The sequence below is a fragment of the Capnocytophaga sp. FDAARGOS_737 genome, from assembly GCF_009730375.1.
GTDB classification, from domain to species: domain Bacteria; phylum Bacteroidota; class Bacteroidia; order Flavobacteriales; family Flavobacteriaceae; genus Capnocytophaga; species Capnocytophaga leadbetteri.
In genome coordinates, this window is record NZ_CP046316.1 from 258,543 (window position 1) to 280,057 (window position 21,515).

13 protein-coding genes, 3 tRNA genes and 3 rRNA genes are annotated in these 21,515 nt (G+C 43.9%); 14 read left to right on the forward strand and 5 right to left on the reverse strand.

The features are described 5' to 3' along the window. The first annotated feature begins 15 nt into the window (after positions 1-15). From FOC45_RS01180 to pyk, 3 genes are all read left to right on the forward strand, one after another. Positions 16-447, forward strand: coding sequence for a hypothetical protein (locus FOC45_RS01180; RefSeq protein ID WP_008623381.1), 432 nt, complete (start codon positions 16-18; stop codon positions 445-447). Positions 448-592: 145 nt separating this feature from the next. After that, positions 593-1,057, forward strand: coding sequence for an IPExxxVDY family protein (locus FOC45_RS01185; protein WP_009733807.1), 465 nt, complete (start codon positions 593-595; stop codon positions 1,055-1,057). Next, complete coding sequence (pyk, locus tag FOC45_RS01190; protein WP_009733808.1) at positions 1,051-2,517, forward strand: pyruvate kinase; 1,467 nt, start codon at positions 1,051-1,053, stop codon at positions 2,515-2,517. The genes FOC45_RS01185 and pyk overlap by 7 nt, the downstream gene beginning before the upstream one ends. A 108-nt stretch (positions 2,518-2,625) precedes the next feature. On the opposite strand, the gene FOC45_RS01195 is transcribed toward pyk, so the two are convergent. Then, a tRNA-His gene (locus FOC45_RS01195) sits at positions 2,626-2,701 on the reverse strand. A 129-nt stretch (positions 2,702-2,830) separates the two neighbouring features. Beyond that, positions 2,831-4,126 carry a branched-chain amino acid transport system II carrier protein gene (gene brnQ, locus FOC45_RS01200; RefSeq protein WP_009733809.1) on the reverse strand — a complete coding sequence of 432 codons (1,296 nt, stop codon included), beginning with the start codon at positions 4,124-4,126 and terminating at the stop codon, positions 2,831-2,833. A 168-nt stretch (positions 4,127-4,294) separates the two neighbouring features. On the opposite strand from brnQ, the gene FOC45_RS01205 reads away from it, so the two are divergent. Together FOC45_RS01205 and FOC45_RS01210 are read left to right on the forward strand one after the other, a co-directional pair. Then, positions 4,295-5,017 carry a metallophosphoesterase gene (locus FOC45_RS01205; protein WP_009733810.1) on the forward strand — a complete coding sequence of 241 codons (723 nt, stop codon included), beginning with the start codon at positions 4,295-4,297 and terminating at the stop codon, positions 5,015-5,017. 20 nt (positions 5,018-5,037) lie between these two features. After that, positions 5,038-5,775 carry a hypothetical protein gene (locus FOC45_RS01210; RefSeq protein WP_009733811.1) on the forward strand — a complete coding sequence of 246 codons (738 nt, stop codon included), beginning with the start codon at positions 5,038-5,040 and terminating at the stop codon, positions 5,773-5,775. Between the two features lie 131 nt (positions 5,776-5,906). Here the strand turns inward: FOC45_RS01210 and FOC45_RS01215 are convergent, their stop codons facing one another. Further along, complete coding sequence (locus tag FOC45_RS01215) at positions 5,907-6,476, reverse strand: hypothetical protein (protein WP_155846580.1); 570 nt, start codon at positions 6,474-6,476, stop codon at positions 5,907-5,909. Positions 6,477-6,727: 251 nt separating this feature from the next. On the opposite strand from FOC45_RS01215, the gene FOC45_RS01220 reads away from it, so the two are divergent. From FOC45_RS01220 to rrf, 5 genes are all read left to right on the forward strand, one after another. Further along, positions 6,728-8,239: ribosomal RNA gene (locus FOC45_RS01220) — 16S ribosomal RNA — on the forward strand. 79 nt (positions 8,240-8,318) lie between these two features. Beyond that, positions 8,319-8,392 (forward strand) — tRNA-Ile (locus FOC45_RS01225). A 95-nt stretch (positions 8,393-8,487) separates the two neighbouring features. After that, positions 8,488-8,561, forward strand: a tRNA-Ala gene (locus FOC45_RS01230). Positions 8,562-8,763: 202 nt separating this feature from the next. Further along, positions 8,764-11,609, forward strand: a 23S ribosomal RNA gene (locus FOC45_RS01235). A gap of 100 nt (positions 11,610-11,709) precedes the next feature. Beyond that, positions 11,710-11,817 (forward strand): 5S ribosomal RNA (gene rrf / locus FOC45_RS01240). The 16S, 23S and 5S rRNA genes sit together here with 2 tRNA genes alongside, the layout of an rRNA operon. A gap of 43 nt (positions 11,818-11,860) precedes the next feature. Here the strand turns inward: rrf and FOC45_RS01245 are convergent. After that, the gene (locus FOC45_RS01245) at positions 11,861-12,430 is read right to left on the reverse strand and encodes a hypothetical protein (RefSeq protein ID WP_009392394.1); all 570 of its coding nucleotides are present in this window, start codon (positions 12,428-12,430) and stop codon (positions 11,861-11,863) included. A 163-nt stretch (positions 12,431-12,593) separates the two neighbouring features. Beyond that, positions 12,594-15,707: a type ISP restriction/modification enzyme gene (locus FOC45_RS01250; protein WP_009392395.1), complete on the reverse strand. Its 3,114-nt coding sequence runs from the start codon at positions 15,705-15,707 to the stop codon at positions 12,594-12,596. 74 nt (positions 15,708-15,781) lie between these two features. On the opposite strand from FOC45_RS01250, the gene FOC45_RS11925 reads away from it, so the two are divergent. The 4 genes from FOC45_RS11925 (at position 15,782) to purL (ending at position 20,514) form a co-directional block, all read left to right on the forward strand. Continuing rightward, a complete protein-coding gene (locus tag FOC45_RS11925) occupies positions 15,782-15,955 on the forward strand; it encodes a hypothetical protein (RefSeq protein ID WP_196774063.1) in 174 nt (57 codons plus the stop codon). Between the two features lie 99 nt (positions 15,956-16,054). Beyond that, positions 16,055-16,426 carry a hypothetical protein gene (locus FOC45_RS01255; RefSeq protein WP_052141369.1) on the forward strand — a complete coding sequence of 124 codons (372 nt, stop codon included), beginning with the start codon at positions 16,055-16,057 and terminating at the stop codon, positions 16,424-16,426. Between the two features lie 191 nt (positions 16,427-16,617). After that, positions 16,618-16,818, forward strand: coding sequence for a hypothetical protein (locus FOC45_RS01260; RefSeq protein ID WP_009392398.1), 201 nt, complete (start codon positions 16,618-16,620; stop codon positions 16,816-16,818). A 30-nt stretch (positions 16,819-16,848) separates the two neighbouring features. After that, entirely contained in the window at positions 16,849-20,514 is a 3,666-nt protein-coding gene (gene purL, locus FOC45_RS01265; RefSeq protein WP_009392399.1) for a phosphoribosylformylglycinamidine synthase, read from the forward strand. The last annotated feature ends 1,001 nt before the right edge of the window (positions 20,515-21,515 follow it).

Sequence of the window (21,515 nt, forward strand, 5' to 3'; positions counted from 1 at the left end):
AAAAACTAATTGATAATGAAAAGAATAGTGTGGTGTATGACCCTTATAGCTACCATAGTAGTAGGTTGTGGTAATAGTAAGAATGCGGTCGCTTATAGCGTGGCTCAGAATTATTTTGTGAATAATACTTTTGAAAATAAAGAAGTAGAAACTCTCAAGATAGACAGCCAAGACGAATTTGACCGTATTTTTGGAATGGCAACAACGATGGGCAGCAAGCCTACCGCTATTAACTTTAAAACTCAAAGTGTGTTGGCTATCATAGCACCAGCCAGTGAAAAAGAAACAATTATCCGTATTCGTGCTCTCGAAACCACCCTTACTAATGGTATTTTGGTAAAATATACTGTAGAAAAAGGTAAAGATTTGGGGTATACCGCTCAAGCTGCTCAGATATTATTGGTCAATAAAACTGATAAAGAAGTGCAGTTTGCTGATTACTATTAATGCTAAAAAAGAGAAATCGCTATTATATTACATATTTTAAAAGGTGTACAATAAAAGGTTGTACACCTTTTTTTAATTTATAATTCGAAAATCATCATTCAATATTCAAAATTGTTTTGTATCTTTGCACCCGAAATGAAGTGTTATGAAAGTACTCAAACTATCGGTAGACGATTTTTGCGATTATCACCTCATCGCAGTTTATACTCATTTACAGGACTATAAGCTAGCGTATTACCTCAATAAAGTACTTAAGCTGCACTTGTGTAGAGAGCACGAAAAACCTTGTTTGTATTGTCCTCATACACAAAACACGTATCCTTATTACCGATGGGAAGATACTCTTTTGCGCGTTACTTGGCATTGTATTGCTAACAAACTAAGTGGCAGTCAGCAGTTAGATGAGGGATTCTTTAGCACAACTAACACTGTGCACTACCTTATAGATAAGCTAAAAAAAGTAGATTTCTTTCTGAAAATAGATACTGAGGGCACGTTTAATGCCCAGCACATTATCGCTAAGATACAGCAAATACCAGCGACTAACGCTCATACTGTTGCACTCAATACGTTGAATATAAAACATAAATTGCTTTTTCAAGAATGCTAAACACTAAAAAAACAAAAATAGTAGCAACCTTAGGCCCTGCTACCGAAGACCCCCAAGTAATCAAAGATATGATGGCTGCTGGGGTGAATGTATTCCGCATCAATTTCTCTCACGCCGATTATGACGATGTGCGTGCTCGCGTAGAGATGATTCGCAAGATAAACCAAGAACACGGTTTTCATACAGCTATCCTTGCCGACCTACAAGGCCCTAAGCTCCGTGTAGGCGTAATGGAAGACGATATAATAGTAGCTCCAGGCGACCATATTACTTTTGTAACCGGAGAACCTTTTGTAGGCACAAAAGAACGTGTGTATATGAACTACAAAGAGTTTCCTACTGATGTAAACCCAGGGGAGCGTATCCTTTTAGATGACGGTAAACTTATCTTTGAGGTTGTATCAACTAACCGCGAAGACGAAGTAATGGCTATAGTAGTACAAGGGGGACCTCTCAAATCAAAAAAAGGGGTGAACTTGCCTAATACTAAAGTGTCATTGCCAGCTCTTACTGAGAAAGACATACGCGATGCTCTCTTTGCAATTACCCAAGATGTAGATTGGTTTGCGCTTTCGTTTGTTAGAAATCCTGAAGATATACAAGACCTTAAAGACCTGATAGAAGAGAATGCGGGTCATAAAATACCTATCATCGCTAAGATAGAAAAGCCAGAAGCATTGGTAAATATCGATAAGATTATGGCAAACTGCGATGGTATAATGGTAGCTCGTGGTGACCTTGGGGTAGAAATACCAGCTGAAGAAGTGCCACTTATACAAAAAGAGTTGGTACGCAAGGCTAAATCGCATCATATACCAGTAATCATTGCTACTCAGATGATGGAAAGTATGATTTCGAGCCTTACGCCTACACGTGCTGAGGTGAATGATGTAGGAAACTCTGTACTCGATGGTGCCGATGCGGTGATGCTTTCAGGCGAGACCTCAGTAGGTAAATACCCAGTACAAGTAATTCAGCAGATGAGCAGAATTATCAAGAGTGTAGAGGATTCTGACCTTATACAAGTGCCTCTTGAAACACCTTTTATCCGTTCATTGCGCTACGTTACTAATACCATCTGTTTCCACGCAGCTAAGATGGCAAATGATACCAATGCCAAAGTAATAACCTCGCTAACGAATAGTGGTTATGCGGCATTCCGTATTTCATCATACCGTCCTAATTCGCACATACTTATCTTCACCTCAAATAGACGTTTGCTTACTCAGTTGAACCTTTTGTGGGGAGTTACTACTTTCTATTATGATCGTTTTGTCTCTACTGACGAGCTTATAGAGGATATTAACCATATAGCCAATGAAAAAGGCTATGTAGATATGGGCGACATAATGATAAGCCTTGTGTCTATGCCAATGCAAGGCAAAGGAATGGTAAACACTCTACGTGTATCAGAAATTGATTCATGTGCAGTGAACTTTGATAAAAAAGGAAGAAGATAATTCACAAAAATAAACGATAAAGGCTGCCTATTAATTAGGCAGCCTTTTTATTATGCTTATAGTATAAACAAAAAAATAACGCCTTTTTAGGCGTTATTCTTTTATTCAGGGTGGAATATGGGGCTCGAACCCACGACCTTCGGAACCACAATCCGACGCTCTAACCAACTGAGCTAAGACCACCATCTATGTTTTTCGAGTGCAAAAGTACAGCTTTTCAGTATATCTACCAAATTTTTTACTAATTATTTTTTATAATAGTATTTAAAACGCTGATTGTCAGTTGTTAATTGTTATAACTAAACCTTAACACCTACCTCCTCTTAAACACCGCTACCGCTAAAAATACTACCAATGAAGGCAACACCCATTCCAAATCATATGCCGCTAAGGGTAGCTGTTTTTTAAGTTCATATAATCCTCCCAAAGGCAACTTCAGATTGTTACACGTATCAATGAGCGACAGCAGTGCAGTCGTCAGCACACTCGCTATATAAGGCGCAGGCGTCCGCACCCAATTGCTGAAAACCAATACACATAAGATAATCGTAAACACTATCGGGTAGATAAACACCAATATATGTCCCGCATAGGCTATGATACTATCCACACTATTCACCGATAGCACCACCGCTATAAGCGTACACAGCACCGCCCCCATTTTATAAGGCAAACGCCCTTTGGTAAATTCTTCAAAAAACGAACTTACAGCCGAGATAAGCGCAATCGCAGTCGTCAAACACGCAAAGCCAATAGCCGCCGCCACCGCCATTGTGCCCCAATGCCCTAATACAGAGTGCGATATGTGCAATAACAGCTTTGTGCGCGTACTTCCCTCATTCAGAGGATATCCCGAGGTCGCCCCTAAGTAAATCAACCCTCCATAGATAAAAAGCAAACATAAGGTCGATACCATTCCTGACAATAGCGTCATTTTAGTGCGTTTCGCAGGCGAACTAAACCCTTTATTCACCACAGCCGCTATGATGATGCTCGCAAAAATCACTGAGGCAAGCACATCCATTGTTTGGTAGCCCTCCGTGAAGCCCAACACAAAACTTTCCGTAGCCGTCATCGAGGTAGGCTCAATGGCAGCAGTAGGGTATAGCATCCCAAATATGATGAGCAAAAACAAGACAAACAACAGAAATGGCGTCAGAAACCGACCTATAATATCTACTATTTTAGTTTTTGAAATCGATAGAATAAGAGCAGTGCCGAAGAAAAGAATAGAAAACCAAATCGGCGAAAAGTCGGGTAGGAGAGGGTGTATCCCTATCTCAAAAGTAGTCGCTCCTGTACGAGGCAAGGCTACCAGCGGACCTATACATAATATGATGAGCAGCGTCAGTAGCCTCACAAGGGTAGGGTGCAACAGCAGCCCCAAGTCAGTAAACTGTTTCCCCACTTTCGACACCATCAGCACCCCTAAAAAAGGCGCAAGTATAGCAGTGATAAAAAGCCCGATGAGTGCCCAAGGCCATTCATACCCCACTCTTATCCCTATAAAAGGCGGAAAAATAAGATTACCAGCCCCAAAGAACATAGCAAAAAGAGCAAAGCCCACAGTAGTAACCGTAGTCCATTTATGTTTAGATAGATGCTTCATAACCTCAAACTGATAAAATAAGCGCAAAAAAAATAAAAAAAATAGAATAAAACAAACTTTATACAATAATTAACACTAAGTAAATCAACAAATCGACAAATTTGCTAATTAACAAATTATTTTTCGTATTTTTGCCTCCGAAACAAAAAAAACAAATACCTAATACCGATGCGAACCTTAGTAATAGGCGATATACACGGGGCAATCAAAGCCCTCACACAAGTCCTTGAGCGTGCCGACATTCAGCCCACCGACCATCTTATCTTTCTTGGTGATTATGCCGATGGCTGGAGTCAGACCCCCGAAGTCCTCGATTTTCTCATCTCCTACCAGCACCAGCAGCGCTGTCTCTTCTTGCGCGGCAACCACGATGCCCTTTGCTACGATTTCCTACAGGGAAAGAATATGGATACCCTCTGGCGATTACACGGCGGCAAGGCAACCGAAAAAGCCTACCAAAACGTTACCGAAACCCGCCGCCAAGCACATTTAGACTTCCTTGCCTCTCTACAAAATTATTACTTAGACGCTCAAAACCGCCTCTTCTTGCACGCCGGATTTACCAACCTACGCGGCATCGCCTACGAGCACTTCCCCGAAATGTATTATTGGGACAGAACCCTATGGGAGCTTGCCCAGAGCAGCACCCTGTCGCCTACCGACCCTCACTACCCCAATCGCCTCAAGCTCTATACACATATTTATATAGGGCATACCCCTACCACTCGATTAGGAACAGATAAACCATTGTCTTTCAACGGAGTAACCAACGTCGATACAGGAGCAGCCTTCAAAGGGCGCATTACCATTATGGACATCGATACGCTACAGTACTGGCAAAGCGACCCCGTATACACCCTCTATCCCGATGAAGCCGGACGCAACCAATAACCCCTAAAAATCAATTTAAAATGAAATACCTAATATTTTTATTACCGCTATTCAGCTTAGCCCAACCCAATATGACTGACGTACAAGTCATTGAAAAACAACTAAAAATCGACAAGCGCCACATCGATTGGCATCTTTATGCCGAGCAACGCCTCAAGAGCGACACCCTCTACAAGCTTATTGCATTTCCTCTTACTCGCACAGCCCCTCACGCCGAGCAAGTACAGCACGATGCCTATATAATCCTGTATAATACTAATAATCATAAAGTTGAAAGTGCTTATATAACCGAAAACGAATGGAAAGAAAGTCCAGAGGCACGCATACAAGGCATCGAACTCAATCCTAACCAACAGCTTTTAGGCAAGCGCACCACGGCCTACGAAGTCAAAATCTTCTATTCCAACAACCACCGCACCAGCCCTCGCGCCACCGAGGAATTGTTGTTTTTTGAAAGGAAAGGCAAAAAGCTAAAGAAAATATTCACAGCTCAAGCCTCTTCATATATAGGTGAAATCAATATAGGGCAAATAGGAGCCGCACAAAGCAACTGCAGTGGCAACATCACCGAAGAGCGCAGTACTTTTAGTATTACAGACGAAAAGGAGAGAGGCTATTATATAATAAAGGAGGAAAGAACGACTAAGACCCTTCGTATTGTCACCGACAGCACCGGCTTTTGTACCGAACAAACCACTGATATGGAACAAACCACCCACTATTGGCGTTACAAACGCAAAGCCTACCATCCCGATTAGGAAAAGAAATCCAATACAACTAATATAGGAATGATACAGATATAGGAACAATACAGAAACGATACAGGAACACCGAAGGATAAGCGAACAATCAGCAAAAGATTACCGAAGTACAACCGTCTAACAATCGCTTATCCCACCTGTCCCACTTGTCCCAGTCCTCTCCGCCTTCCCAAGCCTCCCATTTGCCCCACTTGTCTCACCTGTCCCACCTGTATCACCCGTCCCACCAGTCCCACTTGTCTCACCTGTCCCACCTGTCTCACCTGTCCCACCTGTCTCACCCGTCCCACCAGTCCCACTCGTCTCACTTGTCCCACTCGTCTCACTTGTCCCACTCGTCTCACCTGTCCCACTCGTCCCACTTGTCCCACCCGTCCCATAACCGCCTGTGCGGCTCGCTCTCCCACTTGTCTCACCTGTCCCACTTGTCTCACCTGTCCCACTTGTCTCACCTGTCCCACTTGTCTCACCTGTCCCACTTGTCTCACCTGTCCCACTTGTCTCACCTGTCCCACTTGTCTCACCTGTCCCACTTGTCTCACCTGTCCCACTTGTCCCAGTCCTCTCAGCCTTCCCAAGCCTCCCATTTGCCCCACCTGTTTCATAATCGCCTGTGCGGCTCGCCCTCCCAGCCCTCTCAGCCCTCTCAAACCTCCCAGCCTTCCCATTCCTCCCATTTTCCCCCAAAAAATCTTCATCTCTCTAACCATTGATTTCCAACCACTTAACAATTCCCCTCAAAAAAACTTCAAAAAAAAGTGCTAAAAAATTTGCAGAATTAAAAAAACGCCGTACCTTTGCACCCGCAAATGAGACGATAAGTGCTCTTGCAAGAATAAACAACACGTACATTGACATAATGTTGTACAGCACAAAAGAAGATTTAAAGAATCGAGTGAAACCTGAAGTCAATAACTTAAAAATCGGTTAGAAGAAATTAAAGATTTTAACGATGAAGAGTTTGATCCTGGCTCAGGATGAACGCTAGCGGCAGGCCTAACACATGCAAGTCGAGGGAGGAGCTTTCGGGCTTCGACCGGCGTACGGGTGCGTAACGCGTATACAATCTGCCTTTCACATAGGGATAGCCCGAAGAAATTTGGATTAATACCTAATGGTATATAGGGATGGCATCATTTTTATATTAAAGCTGAGGCGGTGAAAGATGAGTATGCGTTCTATTAGCTAGTTGGAGAGGTAACGGCTCCCCAAGGCTACGATAGATAGGGGTTCTGAGAGGGATATCCCCCACACTGGTACTGAGATACGGACCAGACTCCTACGGGAGGCAGCAGTGAGGAATATTGGACAATGGTCGGAAGACTGATCCAGCCATGCCGCGTGCAGGAAGACGGCCTTATGGGTTGTAAACTGCTTTTGCAGGGGAAGAATAAGGAGTACGTGTACTTTGATGACGGTACTCTGCGAATAAGCATCGGCTAACTCCGTGCCAGCAGCCGCGGTAATACGGAGGATGCGAGCGTTATCCGGAATCATTGGGTTTAAAGGGTCCGTAGGCGGGCTAATAAGTCAGAGGTGAAAGCGCTCAGCTCAACTGAGCAACTGCCTTTGAAACTGTTAGTCTTGAATGGTTGTGAAGTAGTTGGAATGTGTAGTGTAGCGGTGAAATGCTTAGATATTACACAGAACACCGATAGCGAAGGCATATTACTAACAATTAATTGACGCTGATGGACGAAAGCGTGGGGAGCGAACAGGATTAGATACCCTGGTAGTCCACGCTGTAAACGATGGATACTAGCTGTTTGGTTGTAAGACTGAGTGGCTAAGCGAAAGTGATAAGTATCCCACCTGGGGAGTACGCACGCAAGTGTGAAACTCAAAGGAATTGACGGGGGCCCGCACAAGCGGTGGAGCATGTGGTTTAATTCGATGATACGCGAGGAACCTTACCAAGGTTTAAATGGAGACTGACAGGTGTAGAGATACGCTTTTCTTCGGACAGTTTTCAAGGTGCTGCATGGTTGTCGTCAGCTCGTGCCGTGAGGTGTCAGGTTAAGTCCTATAACGAGCGCAACCCCTGCCATTAGTTGCTAGCGAGTCGAGTCGAGCACTCTAGTGGGACTGCCGGTGCAAACCGTGAGGAAGGTGGGGATGACGTCAAATCATCACGGCCCTTACATCTTGGGCTACACACGTGCTACAATGGTCGTTACAGAGAGCAGCCACTGCGTGAGCAGGCGCGAATCTATAAAGACGATCACAGTTCGGATCGGAGTCTGCAACTCGACTCCGTGAAGCTGGAATCGCTAGTAATCGGATATCAGCCATGATCCGGTGAATACGTTCCCGGGCCTTGTACACACCGCCCGTCAAGCCATGGAAGCTGGGGGTACCTGAAGACGGTCACCGAAAGGAGCTGTTTAGGGTAAAACTAGTGACTGGGGCTAAGTCGTAACAAGGTAGCCGTACCGGAAGGTGCGGCTGGAACACCTCCTTTTTAGAGACGACCGATGTTATAGACGAATAGAAGGATAACACCTTTTCTTTAAATCTTGCTGGACAACAAAAAAACAAGCAGTCTCATAGCTCAGCTGGTTAGAGCGCTACACTGATAATGTAGAGGTCGGCAGTTCGAGTCTGCCTGGGACTACGAAAAGATAAGCTGAATTGAGGAAATTCTAGGAGCTGAAGAGTTAGATAGTTAAATGGCTAACGACTAACGACTAATAACTAACGACTAAACACGGGGAATTAGCTCAGCTGGCTAGAGCACCTGCCTTGCACGCAGGGGGTCAAGGGTTCGAATCCCTTATTCTCCACAACACGCACCCACAAGTTCCCTCTCCTTTGGAGAGGGTTAGGGTGAGGAAAACAGTACATTGACATATTGGGATAAAAAGCATAAGAGATCAATAATAGATTATTGATAATCTAACGAAAAAATATTAAAAAGAATCAAAGAGAACGAGGTATTTTCTTAATTTAGAATTTAAAATTCAGAATTAAGAAAGACTACAAGCGCGAAAAGTTATGTAAGGGCGTATGGGGGATGCCTAGGCTCTCAGAGGCGAAGAAGGACGTGATAAGCTGCGAAAAGTTGCGGGGATTGGCACATACGATTAGATCCGCAAATATCCGAATGGGGCAACCCAGTACATTGAAGATGTACTACACCGATTGGTGGGCAAACCTGCTGAACTGAAACATCTTAGTAGGCAGAGGAGAAGAAAACAAAAGTGATTCCCAGAGTAGTGGCGAGCGAAATGGGAGCAGCCCAAACCCATATTGTTACGGCAATATGGGGGTAGTAGGACCCAGATATAGGTTGTAAAACTGGATTAGAAGTGTTTGGAAAGACACACCATAGAGAGTGAAAGTCTCGTATAGGTACAGCTTTATAAATCTTATGGGTATCCTGAGTAGGTCGGGGCACGTGGAACCTTGACTGAATCCGCCGGGACCATCCGGTAAGGCTAAATACTCCTGAGAGACCGATAGTGAACCAGTACCGTGAGGGAAAGGTGAAAAGAACCGTGAATAACGGAGTGAAATAGACCCTGAAACCATACGCTTACAAGCGGTCGGAGCAGCGTCAGCTGTGACGGCGTGCCTTTTGCATAATGAGCCTACGAGTTACTGTTACCAGCGAGGATAAGTATTTCAGATACGAATCCGTAGCGAAAGCGAGTCTGAATAGGGCGCTCATAGTTGGTAGTAGTAGACGCGAAACCTGGTGATCTACCCTTGGGCAGGTTGAAGCGCTGGTAACACAGCGTGGAGGACCGAACTGGTTGTCGTTGAAAAGACTTCGGATGACCTGAGGGTAGGGGTGAAAGGCCAATCAAACTGGGAAATAGCTCGTACTCCCCGAAATGCATTTAGGTGCAGCGTTGATGCGAGTTTAATAGAGGTAGAGCTACTGATTGGATGCGGGGGTTTCATCGCCTACCAATTCCTGACAAACTCCGAATGCTATTAAATGCTCATCAGCAGTGAGGGTATGGGTGCTAAGGTCCATATCCTAAAGGGAAAGAACCCGGACCATCAGCTAAGGTCCCCAAATATATGCTAAGTTGACCAAACGCGGTCTGACTGCACTGACAGCTAGGATGTTGGCTTGGAAGCAGCCATACATTTAAAGAGTGCGTAACAGCTCACTAGTCGAGCGGTTGGGCATGGATAATAAACGGGCATAAGCATATTACCGAAGCTATGGGGTTATTACTTGAAGTAATATACCGGTAGGGGAGCATTCTATTGGCGTGGAAGCTAAAGGCGTGAGCCATAGTGGAGCCTGATAGAAAAGAAAATGTAGGCATAAGTAACGATAAGGCAGGCGAGAAACCTGCCCGCCGAAAGATCAAGGTTTCCTCAGCTATGCTAATCAGCTGAGGGTTAGTCGGGGACTAACGCGAACCCGAGTAGGGGTAGTGGATGTACAATAGGTTAATATTCCTATACCATTAGTCTGTTAAAAGTGACGGAATGAGATAACTACCGCGTACTGACGGAATAGTACGTTTAAGGAGTTGTTATGACTTCGAAAGTACGCTGAGGCTTCGGCCGAGGTGAGTGTGGTGACAACGTTTCCAAGAAAAGCGAAGGCTAATGCCCGTACCGTAAACCGACACAGGTGATTGGGATGAGAATTCTAAGGCGCTCGAGAGATTCATGGCTAAGGAACTAGGCAAAATAGACCTGTAACTTAGGGAGAAAGGTCGCCTATCATTAGATAGGCCGCAGTGAAAAGGTCCAAGCGACTGTTTATCAAAAACACAGGACTCTGCAAAATCGAAAGATGAAGTATAGGGTCTGACACCTGCCCGGTGCTGGAAGGTTAAGAGGAGAGCTTAGCAGCAATGCGAAGGTTTGAATTGAAGCCCCAGTAAACGGCGGCCGTAACTATAACGGTCCTAAGGTAGCGAAATTCCTTGTCGGGTAAGTTCCGACCTGCACGAATGGTGTAACGATTTGGACACTGTCTCGGCCATGAGCTCGGTGAAATTGTAGTATCGGTGAAGATGCCGATTACCCGCAGTGGGACGAAAAGACCCTGTGCACCTTTACTATATCTTCGTATTGGTCTTGGATAAGTGATGCGTAGGATAGGTGGGAGACTAAGAAGCGGCTATTCCGGTAGTTGTGGAGTCATTGTTGAAATACCACCCTTTGCTTATCTGAGGTCTAACTTTGCACAAGGCAAAGGACAATTCGTGGAGGGTAGTTTGACTGGGGTGGTCGCCTCCAAAAGTGTAACGGAGGCTTCTAAAGGTTCCCTCAGCACGCTTGGTAACCGTGCGTAGAGTGCAATGGCATAAGGGAGCTTGACTGAGAGACATACAAGTCGATCAGGTACGAAAGTAGAGCATAGTGATCCGGTGGTTCCGTATGGAAGGGCCATCGCTCAAAGGATAAAAGGTACGCCGGGGATAACAGGCTGATCTCCCCCAAGAGCTCACATCGACGGGGGGGTTTGGCACCTCGATGTCGGCTCGTCACATCCTGGGGCTGGAGAAGGTCCCAAGGGTTGGGCTGTTCGCCCATTAAAGTGGCACGCGAGCTGGGTTCAGAACGTCGTGAGACAGTTCGGTCTCTATCTACTGTGGGCGTTAGAAATTTGCGTGGATCTGACTCTAGTACGAGAGGACCGAGTTGGACGCACCGCTGGTGTATCTGTTGTCTTGCCAAGGGCATAGCAGAGTAGCTAAGTGCGGATGGGATAAGTGCTGAAAGCATATAAGTACGAAACCCGCCACAAGATGAGATTTCTTTTAAGGGTCGTGGGAGATGACCACGTTGATAGGTTACAGGTGTAACGGTGGTAACATCATAGCCGAGTAATACTAATAACCCGTAGACTTTTCGCGCAGCATTCTTTTTAAGGTAATAGTTAGTTAAATATTTGCTTTTTATCCTCATATGTTAAAATATATGGGCTATGATTAATATGATATAGTCTAAATGATTTAAGGTGGTTATAGTCAAAGGTCTCACCTCTTACCATTCCGAACAGAGCAGTTAAACCTTTTAGCGCAGATGGTACTACGCAAGTGGGAGAGTATGTCGCCGCCTTCTTATAAAAAGAGCAATTCAGAAATGAGTTGCTCTTTTTTTTGCTTTATAGGGTTTGCTTTTTCTCGGTTACATTCTTAGGAAGATCTGTAACTGTAACGGTGAGAATGCTGCCTGTAAAGCTGCTCTGATTAGCTGTAGCAGTATAGACATATAGCATACCTTCTTTTACTGCATCACCTTGCTCGATAAGAGTGCCTCCGCTTTGATGAAGGGCAACTTTTACTGATTGGACTGAAATATCGTCTAAGATGATGAAGTAGATTTTATCGCCTATTTTTCCGCGATAGTTGCTGACATCTATACGACGTACTACTGGAGGGTTTAGATAGTCCGCTATGGCTACGTTGAACGCACTCATTAGCTTTCTTTTTACCTTGTGATCTGCCTGATACAATGCTTTTTGAGTAGGATTGGCAAGCACACTTTTGGCATACAAAACCGCTTCTTGGAATTTGCTACGGCGTTTTAGCTGCTTTTCGGTAGCTTTGAGCTCTGGGTTTCGTGGTCGTGGATAACGAGCTACGAATGTTTTTTCGCCACGATGGCGGAATACGATGGTTTTACCTACCTCGCCGCGGAGGTCTTGGGTAAGAATGTTGAAACTTTGTGCCATTTTTTTTATTGTTTTTGTTTGACGGTGCAAAGTTGCGGCAAATATGTTTCTCTGGCAAATAGTTGTTTCAGGGTGTAACAGAGTTGTAAAGTGAAAAAAAGCTAATTACTTAAGAATGATTACTATAGGCGATGTATATAGAGTAGGGAACATTTTATTCGGGTTAAGGATTGATAATTTCTTGGGTTTTCTGTAGGGCTACTATCATCTGTTGATAATGGATAATATCATTGTATGTGAGGGTTTGACCTTTGCGGTCTTTGAGCCATTTTTGGGCGGGCTGGTAGCCCCCGATGTAGGCTTCCCACGCTTTGAAGGGTACATCTGCGAAATATTGGGTATCGTTGATATATACGTTGCCTTTGTCTTTTTGCCCAGTATTTACCCATTTTATTTCGGTAATGGTGTTGTTTCCTGCTATGGGGAAAGAGGTGATAAGGGCTTGTAGCTGGGGGCTTTCGAGCAGGTGTAGCTCTCGCAGGTGTTTGCCTATGGTGGCGTAGTGCTGAAGTTCCTCGTTATCTTTTGGATAGGGGATGCGGGGGAAGTCTATTTTTAGGAATTCTTTATATTGTTCTCTATAGTTTTTATCGTGCAATACACCATAGCAATAGTCGAAGGCGGTGAGTGGGTTGCCTCCTAATTTTTTAAGAATTTTAGGGTTTAGGTTCGGGATTTTGTCTAAGGTGTCTTTAAAGTGTCCTTCGCCTTGGAGGTATAGGTAGAGGGGGAAGACATAGCCTATTTCTCCTGTCTTATTTGATACGATACAACTTTCAGCAATCTGATTTGTAATAAAAAAATGTTGATATACCTCTCCTGATTTTACTTGTTTACAGATAACTAAACCTATATTATTTCCTTCAATAAAATGTTGCATTACTTCATTGCGAGGGTAACAATGAAATCCTTTTGATTTTCCTGTATAGTAAGTATAACGTGTATCAAAAGGGCGATAGCTTATAGGAATTAGCACACCTTTATTAGGATAGCATTCTTGTAGGTCTTTTCGGGCATAACTTACTTGCCAATCGCGTACATCTTTACCTAATTGAAAGGTATCCCGAGCTTTTTCATTATCTAATTGCAAGAACTGCTGAATGGTTTGCTTTACTTCCTCTTTAGTAAAATGAATGGTGAAGTTATCTCTTGCGGTTACTATCCCTACACTATTGATTTTAAAGAGTTCGTTAATAGAGAACCCTTGGTTATATTCTGCTAAGAGGGTATCGTCTTTGGGTACAAAAAGGTAGTTAGGGGCGGTGGGGTTCAGTTGGGTAAAGGGTATGGTGTGGAGGTTGTTTTCGCTTAAAAAGGCGAGTTTTTCAGTACGCTTACCATAGAGGTCGTAGTGGTATACTTTGGCGAGTTCTGAGTTTTTGGGGTTTGGTTTTTTGACAAAGATATTGATACTTACGCCTTGCATAATGTTGAATACATTTTCGTCGGTTTCGCCATTGGGTGTGGTTTCTTTTTTTCGGCTGTTGCCGTGTAGGTCGATAGTATGGATGCTGTCAAAGGTTTTGAGCAGGTGGTAACGCATCCCGCGGAAGGTGGGATTATCTAAAAAGCCGTGTGGGTTGATATAGATGAGGATACCGTTGCCATTTTTCTCTATGAAATGAGCACCAAAGCGGATAAATTTGACATAGTCGTCATTTATCCACTTTGGATTTCGTTCGGCGAGTTTGTTTTTGGTGTTGGGTTCTTTTTTATAGTCTTCCATTAGGTTCATTATCCAAGAGCCTTTGTTGGTGCTTGAGCCGTTATAGGGAGGGTTGCCTATTACGCACATTACGGGGGTGTCGCGCTTGATGCGGTTGGCTTCGTTGGCTTCGTCGGAGAGCCATCGGGCGAGGGGTAGTGAGCGGTCGGGGGTGGGTTCTTCGAGGGAGTTGGTCAGGTATATTTGTATGCGGTTGGTGCTCTGGGTGATTTGTGTTTGAGAGAGGAGCATATCGAGCTTTAGGTGTGCGATGGCGTAGCTTGCCATTAGGAGTTCGAATCCGTTGAGGCGTGGCAGGAGGTGTTCTTGGACGTAGTTTTGCCAAATGCCTTGTTGCTCTTTGAACTGCTGGGCTATATACTCGATGATTTGGGCAAGGAAGGTGCCTGTACCGGTGGCGGGGTCGAGTATTTGTACGCGGTGGTATTCTTTTTCTTCTATATCGAAGCCTGCTACTTTGTTGTCTTGCTGGGTTTGTACTTTTATTTTGGAGGTATCGGCGATGCCTTGTGGGAGGTGGAATTGCTCTTTGAGTAGGGTATCGAGTGTACGCACCATAAAATTGACTACGGGCAGTGGAGTGTACCATACGCCGAGGGCTTTGCGTACTTGGGGGTCGAAGGCTTCGAGGAAGTCTTCGTAGAAGTGTACGATGGGGTCTTTGGTGGCGTCTTTGCCATAGGAGGCGAGCATTTGAGCTACATCGCAGGCGAGGTACATTTGCACGAGGTCGTCGATGACCCAGCTGATACGGGTATCTACTTCCATTCCTGCGATATATCCGAATAGTTTTTTGAGGAAGGGGTTGGAGGCTGGCAGGAGTTGGTAGGCTTCTTGTCGGCTAAAGGTTGGGAGGGTGGGGTCGTGATAGCGTGCGGTAAAGAGCCCATAGGTAATGGTTTGGGCGTACATATCGGCGAAGTCTTTAGCGGAAATGTCGTGAATGAGTACGTTGCTAAAGGCGGTGAGTTGGTCGGTGAGGTCTGTTTGTATGCCTTTTGTATGGTCTTCGTTGAGTGCTTTTTCGATGATTTTGGAGAGTAGTTGTGCTTTGGCAGCCATTAGGGTAACGAGGTCTTCGGCTTTGGCGATACCTGAGGGCTGGAAGGAGCCGAAATTTTGGATATAGGTGAGGAAAGTATCGAAGTTTTCGGGTAGGGGTATGATGCCTTTGTCGGTTACTTTTCCGATGGTTACAGAATGTAGGAGTTCTTCATTTCGGTAGAAATGGAAGGTGAGGTAATCGGTAAATATAAGGTTGGTGAGTGATTTTTTGTATCGGTCGAATTGTTCTTTGTTGCCGTTTTTGGATTTTTCGCCTTTGAGGTCTTTGTCGTTAATGTCTTTGGTTTCGATGAAACCGATGGGCAGGTCGGCGAGAGTTAGGATATAGTCGGGTGCACCACAAGCTTGTCGCTTGGGTTCGTTGATGATATTGAGTTTTGGGAGGAGGCTTTCTAATAGGTTTTTGAGCAGGGGGCGGTAGGAGTGTTCGGTGGCTTTGCCAGAGGTATATTGGGTATTGAGGTTTTTGATATAGGAGTGAAGCATTTTGTTTTGTTATTAAATGTGAGGGGACAAAGGTAGGGATAATTTGTCAATTAGGCAATTTATTGATGGGAAGAATGGGAAGGCTAAGAAGTCTGGGAGGTTTGAGACGAGTGGGAGTGCGAGCCGCACCGGCGATTGTGGGACGAGTGGGACAGGTGAGACAGGTGGGACAGGCGAGCAGAAAGGGCGTTTGTAAGATGTTTATCCTTCGCTTATCCTTCGCTTATCCTTCGCTTAACGTTCGGTGAGGGGATATGGGTGTGATGATAAAATTAGAAATTATCATTCGTAATTCAAAAAAGTTTTGTACATTTGCCGCAAGTTTAATCAATATAAAAAGAATCTCAATGAAAAAAAGTATTTTATGGACTGTTTTTGTAGTGTTGTTTTTTAGCTATGGCTATACAAACGCTCAGGAACAACGCGAATGTATCCCTTCAAATGGCGAAATGTGGAGTAGTTTGTTACAACGTTGCGTTAAATTTGAAGAAGGTGTGCGCCTTGACCCTATAGATAGTGAACAGCGAGAAGTTTTCTTTAGTCTTGCAGCCTTTTTTAACGCTGATAAGAGTAAAATGGAGGTTTTTGCTGAAGGAGCTCCCCTAATAATGGATAAAAAAGAAGGAAATACTTACCAAAATGGTAAATATAGCTATAATGCCGATAAACAAGAGTTTTTTGTAGATGGGAAACTCACTTTTAGAGGTGTTAAAAAGTAGTGTGTAAAGGCGAAAAAAGATAAAATGTAAAAAAGTAAACTTCTTCCTATTTTTCTTAAAATAAGAAGGAGTTTTTTTGTTAGTATTGCTAATTGGAAAAAAGTTTATATCTTTGTCGCATATTAACATTATCTGACTATCCAGATTCTGACTATATAGGATTTTTAATTCACCTTAAAAACTAAATATCGATGACAACAGAACAAAAAAGAACTAAGGAAAAAGAACTATGGGATAAGTTTGGTGTCAGAATTACGTATAAAGATAAAGATACTGAACCCTATGACAAAAATAAGATATATTTCACTGAAAAAGTGGAAGAAGCAAGGGCTTTATTCGCTAGAATAGGACACCCTAAAGACCTTATAGCTAAACTAAATACTACTTCCTAATTATTAATTATAAATTATTAATTGAAAAAGATGCTTCTTTTCTTTAAAAATCCTAAAAATACGCTTTATGTGGTGGCTGTCGAGGCTGCCCTTGCTGAGCCTCACCTCAATAAACTGAAATGGCTGTTTGGCAACGCCGAGCAAATTGACCAACCTACACTTAGTGGCTCTTTCGTTGGGCCTCGCGCGGCAATGATTACTCCTTGGAGTACTAACGCGGTGGAAATTACCCAGAATATGGACATTCAGGGCATTACTCGCATTGAGGAATTCCACGAGCTGACTGACCCTGATAACCCTTTTGATCCGATGCTTTTTGAGCGATACGACGGTCTTACTCAGGATAGTTTCACCATTGATATAGCTCCGCAAACTACCCTTGAAATAGATGATATTGAGGCGTATAACCAACAAGAGGGACTTGCACTGAGCCCTGAAGAGGTGGCTTATTTGGAAAATCTCTCTAAGCAACTGAACCGCAAACTTACTGACTCGGAAGTGTTCGGCTTCTCGCAAATTAACTCAGAGCACTGCCGCCATAAAATCTTCAATGGTACTTTCGTAATTGACGGTGAAGAAAAACCTTCTACTCTCTTTAAACTTATCAAAAAGACTTCGCAGGCAAACCCCAATAGCATAGTATCGGCTTATAAAGATAATGTGGCTTTCATCAAAGGGGCTACCGTAGACCAGTTCGCACCCAAAAGTGCTGATAAACCTGATTTCTACGAAGTTAAACCTTTTGAGGCAGTACTTTCGCTAAAAGCAGAAACGCATAACTTCCCTACTACGGTGGAGCCTTTTAACGGGGCAGCTACCGGTTCGGGTGGTGAAATACGCGACCGCTTGGCAGGCGGACAAGGTTCGTTGCCTTTGGCAGGAACGGCGGTGTATATGACGGCTTACCCCCGATTAGAACAAGACCGCCCTTGGGAGCAAGGAATGGCTGAACGCAAATGGTTGTATCAAACGCCTATGGATATCCTTATCAAAGCCTCGAATGGGGCGAGCGATTTTGGCAATAAGTTTGGTCAGCCGCTGATTACAGGTTCGCTTTTCACTTTTGAACACGAAGAAGGAGGGCGCAAATTAGGGTTCGACAAGGTGATAATGCAAGCGGGTGGGGTAGGCTATGCCAAAGCCTCGCAAGCTATAAAACACACCCCTAAAGAAGGTGATAAAATAGTTATTTTGGGCGGTGAAAACTACCGTATCGGTATGGGGGGTGCTGCCGTATCGTCAGCCAATACAGGGGCTTTTGGCGCAGGTATCGAGCTTAATGCGGTGCAGCGTTCTAACCCTGAAATGCAAAAACGTGCCGCTAATGCTATCCGCGCGATGGTTGAATCGGAAGAAAATCCTATCGTCTCGATACACGACCACGGGGCAGGTGGACACCTAAACTGCCTCTCTGAACTTATTGAAGAAACCGGCGGTAAAATAGATTTGGATAAACTGCCTGTAGGTGACCCTACTTTATCTGACAAAGAGATTATAGGCAACGAATCGCAAGAACGTATGGGCTTGGTATTGCCAGAAAAGGCTATAGCCCAACTAAAAACTATCGCAGACCGCGAGCGTGCGCCTATGTATGAGGTGGGTGTAGTGACTGATGATAAGCATTTCAGTATAGCCTCTAAAAAGAAAGGCACTCACCCAATGGACTTAGACCTTAGCGCCCTTTTTGGCAGTTCGCCTAAAACGGTGATGACCGATGAAACGGTAGTTACCACCTACGAAGGGCTTACTTACTACCCAAGTCAGTTGTACACCTATTTGTCGCAAGTGCTGCAATTAGAGTCGGTAGCTTGTAAAGATTGGCTTACCAACAAGGTAGACCGCTGTGTAGGGGGTAAGGTAGCCAAACAGCAATGTGCAGGCGCTCTGCAACTCCCCTTGAACAACGTAGGGGTAATGGCTCTTGACTACAACGGCAAAGAGGGAATCGCTACCAGCATAGGACACTCGCCACTTACGGCACTTATCAGTCCGACAGCAGGTAGCCGCAATGCGATAGCAGAAGCCCTTACTAACATAGTATTTGCTCCTTTAGAAGGCGGACTAAAAGGCGTATCGCTATCTGCCAACTGGATGTGGGCTTGTCGCAACAAAGGCGAAGATGCGCGTTTGTACGAAGCGGTAGAAGCGGCTTCGGACTTTGCTATACAATTGGGCATCAATATCCCTACGGGGAAAGATTCGCTATCGATGAAACAAAAATACTCTGAAGGAGGCGATGTGATTGCCCCTGGTACTGTTATCATCTCGGCAGCGGCTCATTGTACTGATGTGCAAAAGGTAGTTGAGCCCGTACTGAAGAGAGATGGAGGGGCTATTTACTATCTGAATTTATCAGATGATAGCTATCGATTAGGCGGTTCGGCTTTTGCTCAAATCCTTAATAAGATAGGCACTGAAGCACCTACGGTAAGAGATAGCAACTACTTTAAGAAAGCCTTTGATGCGGTACAAACTCTTATAAATGAAGGCAAAATACAAGCAGGGCACGACATTGGTAGTGGTGGTCTTATCACAACCCTTTTAGAAATGTGTTTTGCTGATAACGAGTTAGGGGCTACCATAGACCTTACTGCTTTGGGTGAAGAAGACTTGCTAAAAGTGCTTTTTGCAGAGAATGTAGGGCTTGTATTGCAAGCAGATGCCTCTGTAGAGGGCTTTTTGGAGGCACAAGGCGTACATTACGCTAAAATAGGTACTGTGGCTACTGCTGAAACCCTTACCATTAAACATTTGGGCAAAGAATACCACTTCAACATACCTGAATTGCGCGATGTGTGGTATTTGACCTCTTATCTATTAGACAAACAACAAACTAAGAATGACAAGGCTACAGAGCGTTATCAGAACTACTCTGAGCAGCCTCTGCAATACACTTTCCCTGCGCACTTCACCGGTGAAAAACCAACCCGCCCTGCAGGCAAACGCCCAGTAGCGGCAGTGATACGCGAGAAGGGTAGCAACTCTGAGCGCGAAATGGCAAATGCGCTTTATTTGGCAGGTTTTGACGTGAAAGATGTGCATACCACTGACCTTATCAGCGGACGAGAAACTTTAGAAGATGTACAGTTTATAGGAGCTGTTGGCGGGTTCTCTAACTCTGATGTACTAGGTAGTGCCAAAGGTTGGGCAGGAGCATTGCTCTACAATGAGCAGGCTAAAAAGGCATTGGATAATTTCTTTGCTCGTCCTGATACTCTTTCAGTAGGGATATGCAATGGTTGTCAGTTGTTTATGGAGTTGGAGGTCATCAATCCGGAACATTCAGAGCACGGCAAGATGTGGCATAACGACAGTGGCAAGCACGAAAGCGGCTTTGTGTCGGTAGCGATTCCGGAGAACAACTCGGTGATGTTATCGAGCCTTGCAGGCAGTACTTTAGGAGTATGGATTTCGCACGGTGAGGGTAAATTCCATTTGCCGTTAGAAGAAAGCGCTTATAACATAGTAGGTAAATACGCTTATGAAGAGTATCCTGCCAATCCTAATGGTTCAGATTACAACACGGCTATGCTGTGCGATAAATCGGGAAGGCATTTGGTGACGATGCCCCATATAGAGCGCTCGGTATTCCCTTGGCAGTGGGCTTATTATCCGAATGAGAAGGCGGTCGTAAGTCCTTGGTTAGAGGCATTTATCAATGCCCGCAAGTGGATAGAGGCGCGCAATGCGAAATAAAAATGGTAAATAAAATCTTAAAAAGGATAAGATTTTCAATATTAAAATTACGCTAAAAGGGGCTGTATAAGCCCCTTTTGTATTAAACTTTTGTTAAACTTAAAAATACACTTGACAAGTACGGTTTTATTCGTACCTTTGCAGTGCAATGAGGGTGGTAGCTCATTGTAAACTTCAAATAATAGTTTTCATAATTTAAAGTTTTGGTTGGTTAATGAAGAAGTCCGATAATTTTTTATCGGACTTTCTTTTTTTTGTAGGTGTTGTAGCACTTCTTTTAAATAAACATCAGCTAGACATAATATGGCGATGTATTCATAAACATCCCCCCAGCCCCCTTCAAAGGGGGAGCTTATACACGAACATCATAATAGCATAATATAGCTCATATCGAACTTACAATACACACGAGGGTTGAGGTCTATTTCTTCACAAGTAAAAAATAAGAATTCGGTCATAAAATTATATTGTTAATCTCCTTAATAGGACATTGGCTTTATAGATGCCTAAATCGTTGTAAAGTAATTTTATTTTTGGGTGTTGTTGTTTTATATCTTAGATTATTTTCTACTATCGTAGCCCTATAACAGTAGGGATAATTATATAGTGTAAATGTACAAAATAATTATGAGAAAGCAAGTTAGCAATGATAGTGATAATATGGGAGGGCTGGGAAGAATGGGGAAGGTACGAGCTGCAAGTTTGTGTTGGCGGTGTGGTAGTAGCGTTAAATTATTCTTAATATCTTCATAAATAATAGCTAAAAATTGGGGGCTTTGCAGGGGGTGACAGTAGTGCGAAAAGGAGGGGAACGAGAGGTAAATGCTTTAGAAATGAGCTACTTAAAAGGTTTGTAGAAAGTAGAGAGGCATCGTGGCATTATTTTTGCCGTACTAAACTGATATGTAAGTCATAAAAGTAACCTTAATTAGAATTTTTTTATATGATTCTTTTTTTGTACTTTTGTGCGATTTATAGTGCTTAGTAGGCACTTCAGTTTA

Coding starts and splice junctions, on each gene's coding strand:
- FOC45_RS01255 (WP_052141369.1), top strand. CDS start 16,055: ATGAAAAAAAGTATTTTATGGACTGTTTTTGTAGTGTTGTTTTTTAGC.
- pyk (WP_009733808.1), top strand. CDS start 1,051: ATGCTAAACACTAAAAAAACAAAAATAGTAGCAACCTTAGGCCCTGCT.
- FOC45_RS01210 (WP_009733811.1), top strand. CDS start 5,038: ATGAAATACCTAATATTTTTATTACCGCTATTCAGCTTAGCCCAACCC.
- FOC45_RS01215 (WP_155846580.1), bottom strand. CDS start 6,476: ATGAAGATTTTTTGGGGGAAAATGGGAGGAATGGGAAGGCTGGGAGGT.
- FOC45_RS01250 (WP_009392395.1), bottom strand. CDS start 15,707: ATGCTTCACTCCTATATCAAAAACCTCAATACCCAATATACCTCTGGC.
- FOC45_RS11925 (WP_196774063.1), top strand. CDS start 15,782: ATGGGAAGGCTAAGAAGTCTGGGAGGTTTGAGACGAGTGGGAGTGCGA.
- FOC45_RS01260 (WP_009392398.1), top strand. CDS start 16,618: ATGACAACAGAACAAAAAAGAACTAAGGAAAAAGAACTATGGGATAAG.
- FOC45_RS01180 (WP_008623381.1), top strand. CDS start 16: ATGAAAAGAATAGTGTGGTGTATGACCCTTATAGCTACCATAGTAGTA.
- brnQ (WP_009733809.1), bottom strand. CDS start 4,126: ATGAAGCATCTATCTAAACATAAATGGACTACGGTTACTACTGTGGGC.
- FOC45_RS01205 (WP_009733810.1), top strand. CDS start 4,295: ATGCGAACCTTAGTAATAGGCGATATACACGGGGCAATCAAAGCCCTC.
- FOC45_RS01245 (WP_009392394.1), bottom strand. CDS start 12,430: ATGGCACAAAGTTTCAACATTCTTACCCAAGACCTCCGCGGCGAGGTA.
- purL (WP_009392399.1), top strand. CDS start 16,849: ATGCTTCTTTTCTTTAAAAATCCTAAAAATACGCTTTATGTGGTGGCT.
- FOC45_RS01185 (WP_009733807.1), top strand. CDS start 593: ATGAAAGTACTCAAACTATCGGTAGACGATTTTTGCGATTATCACCTC.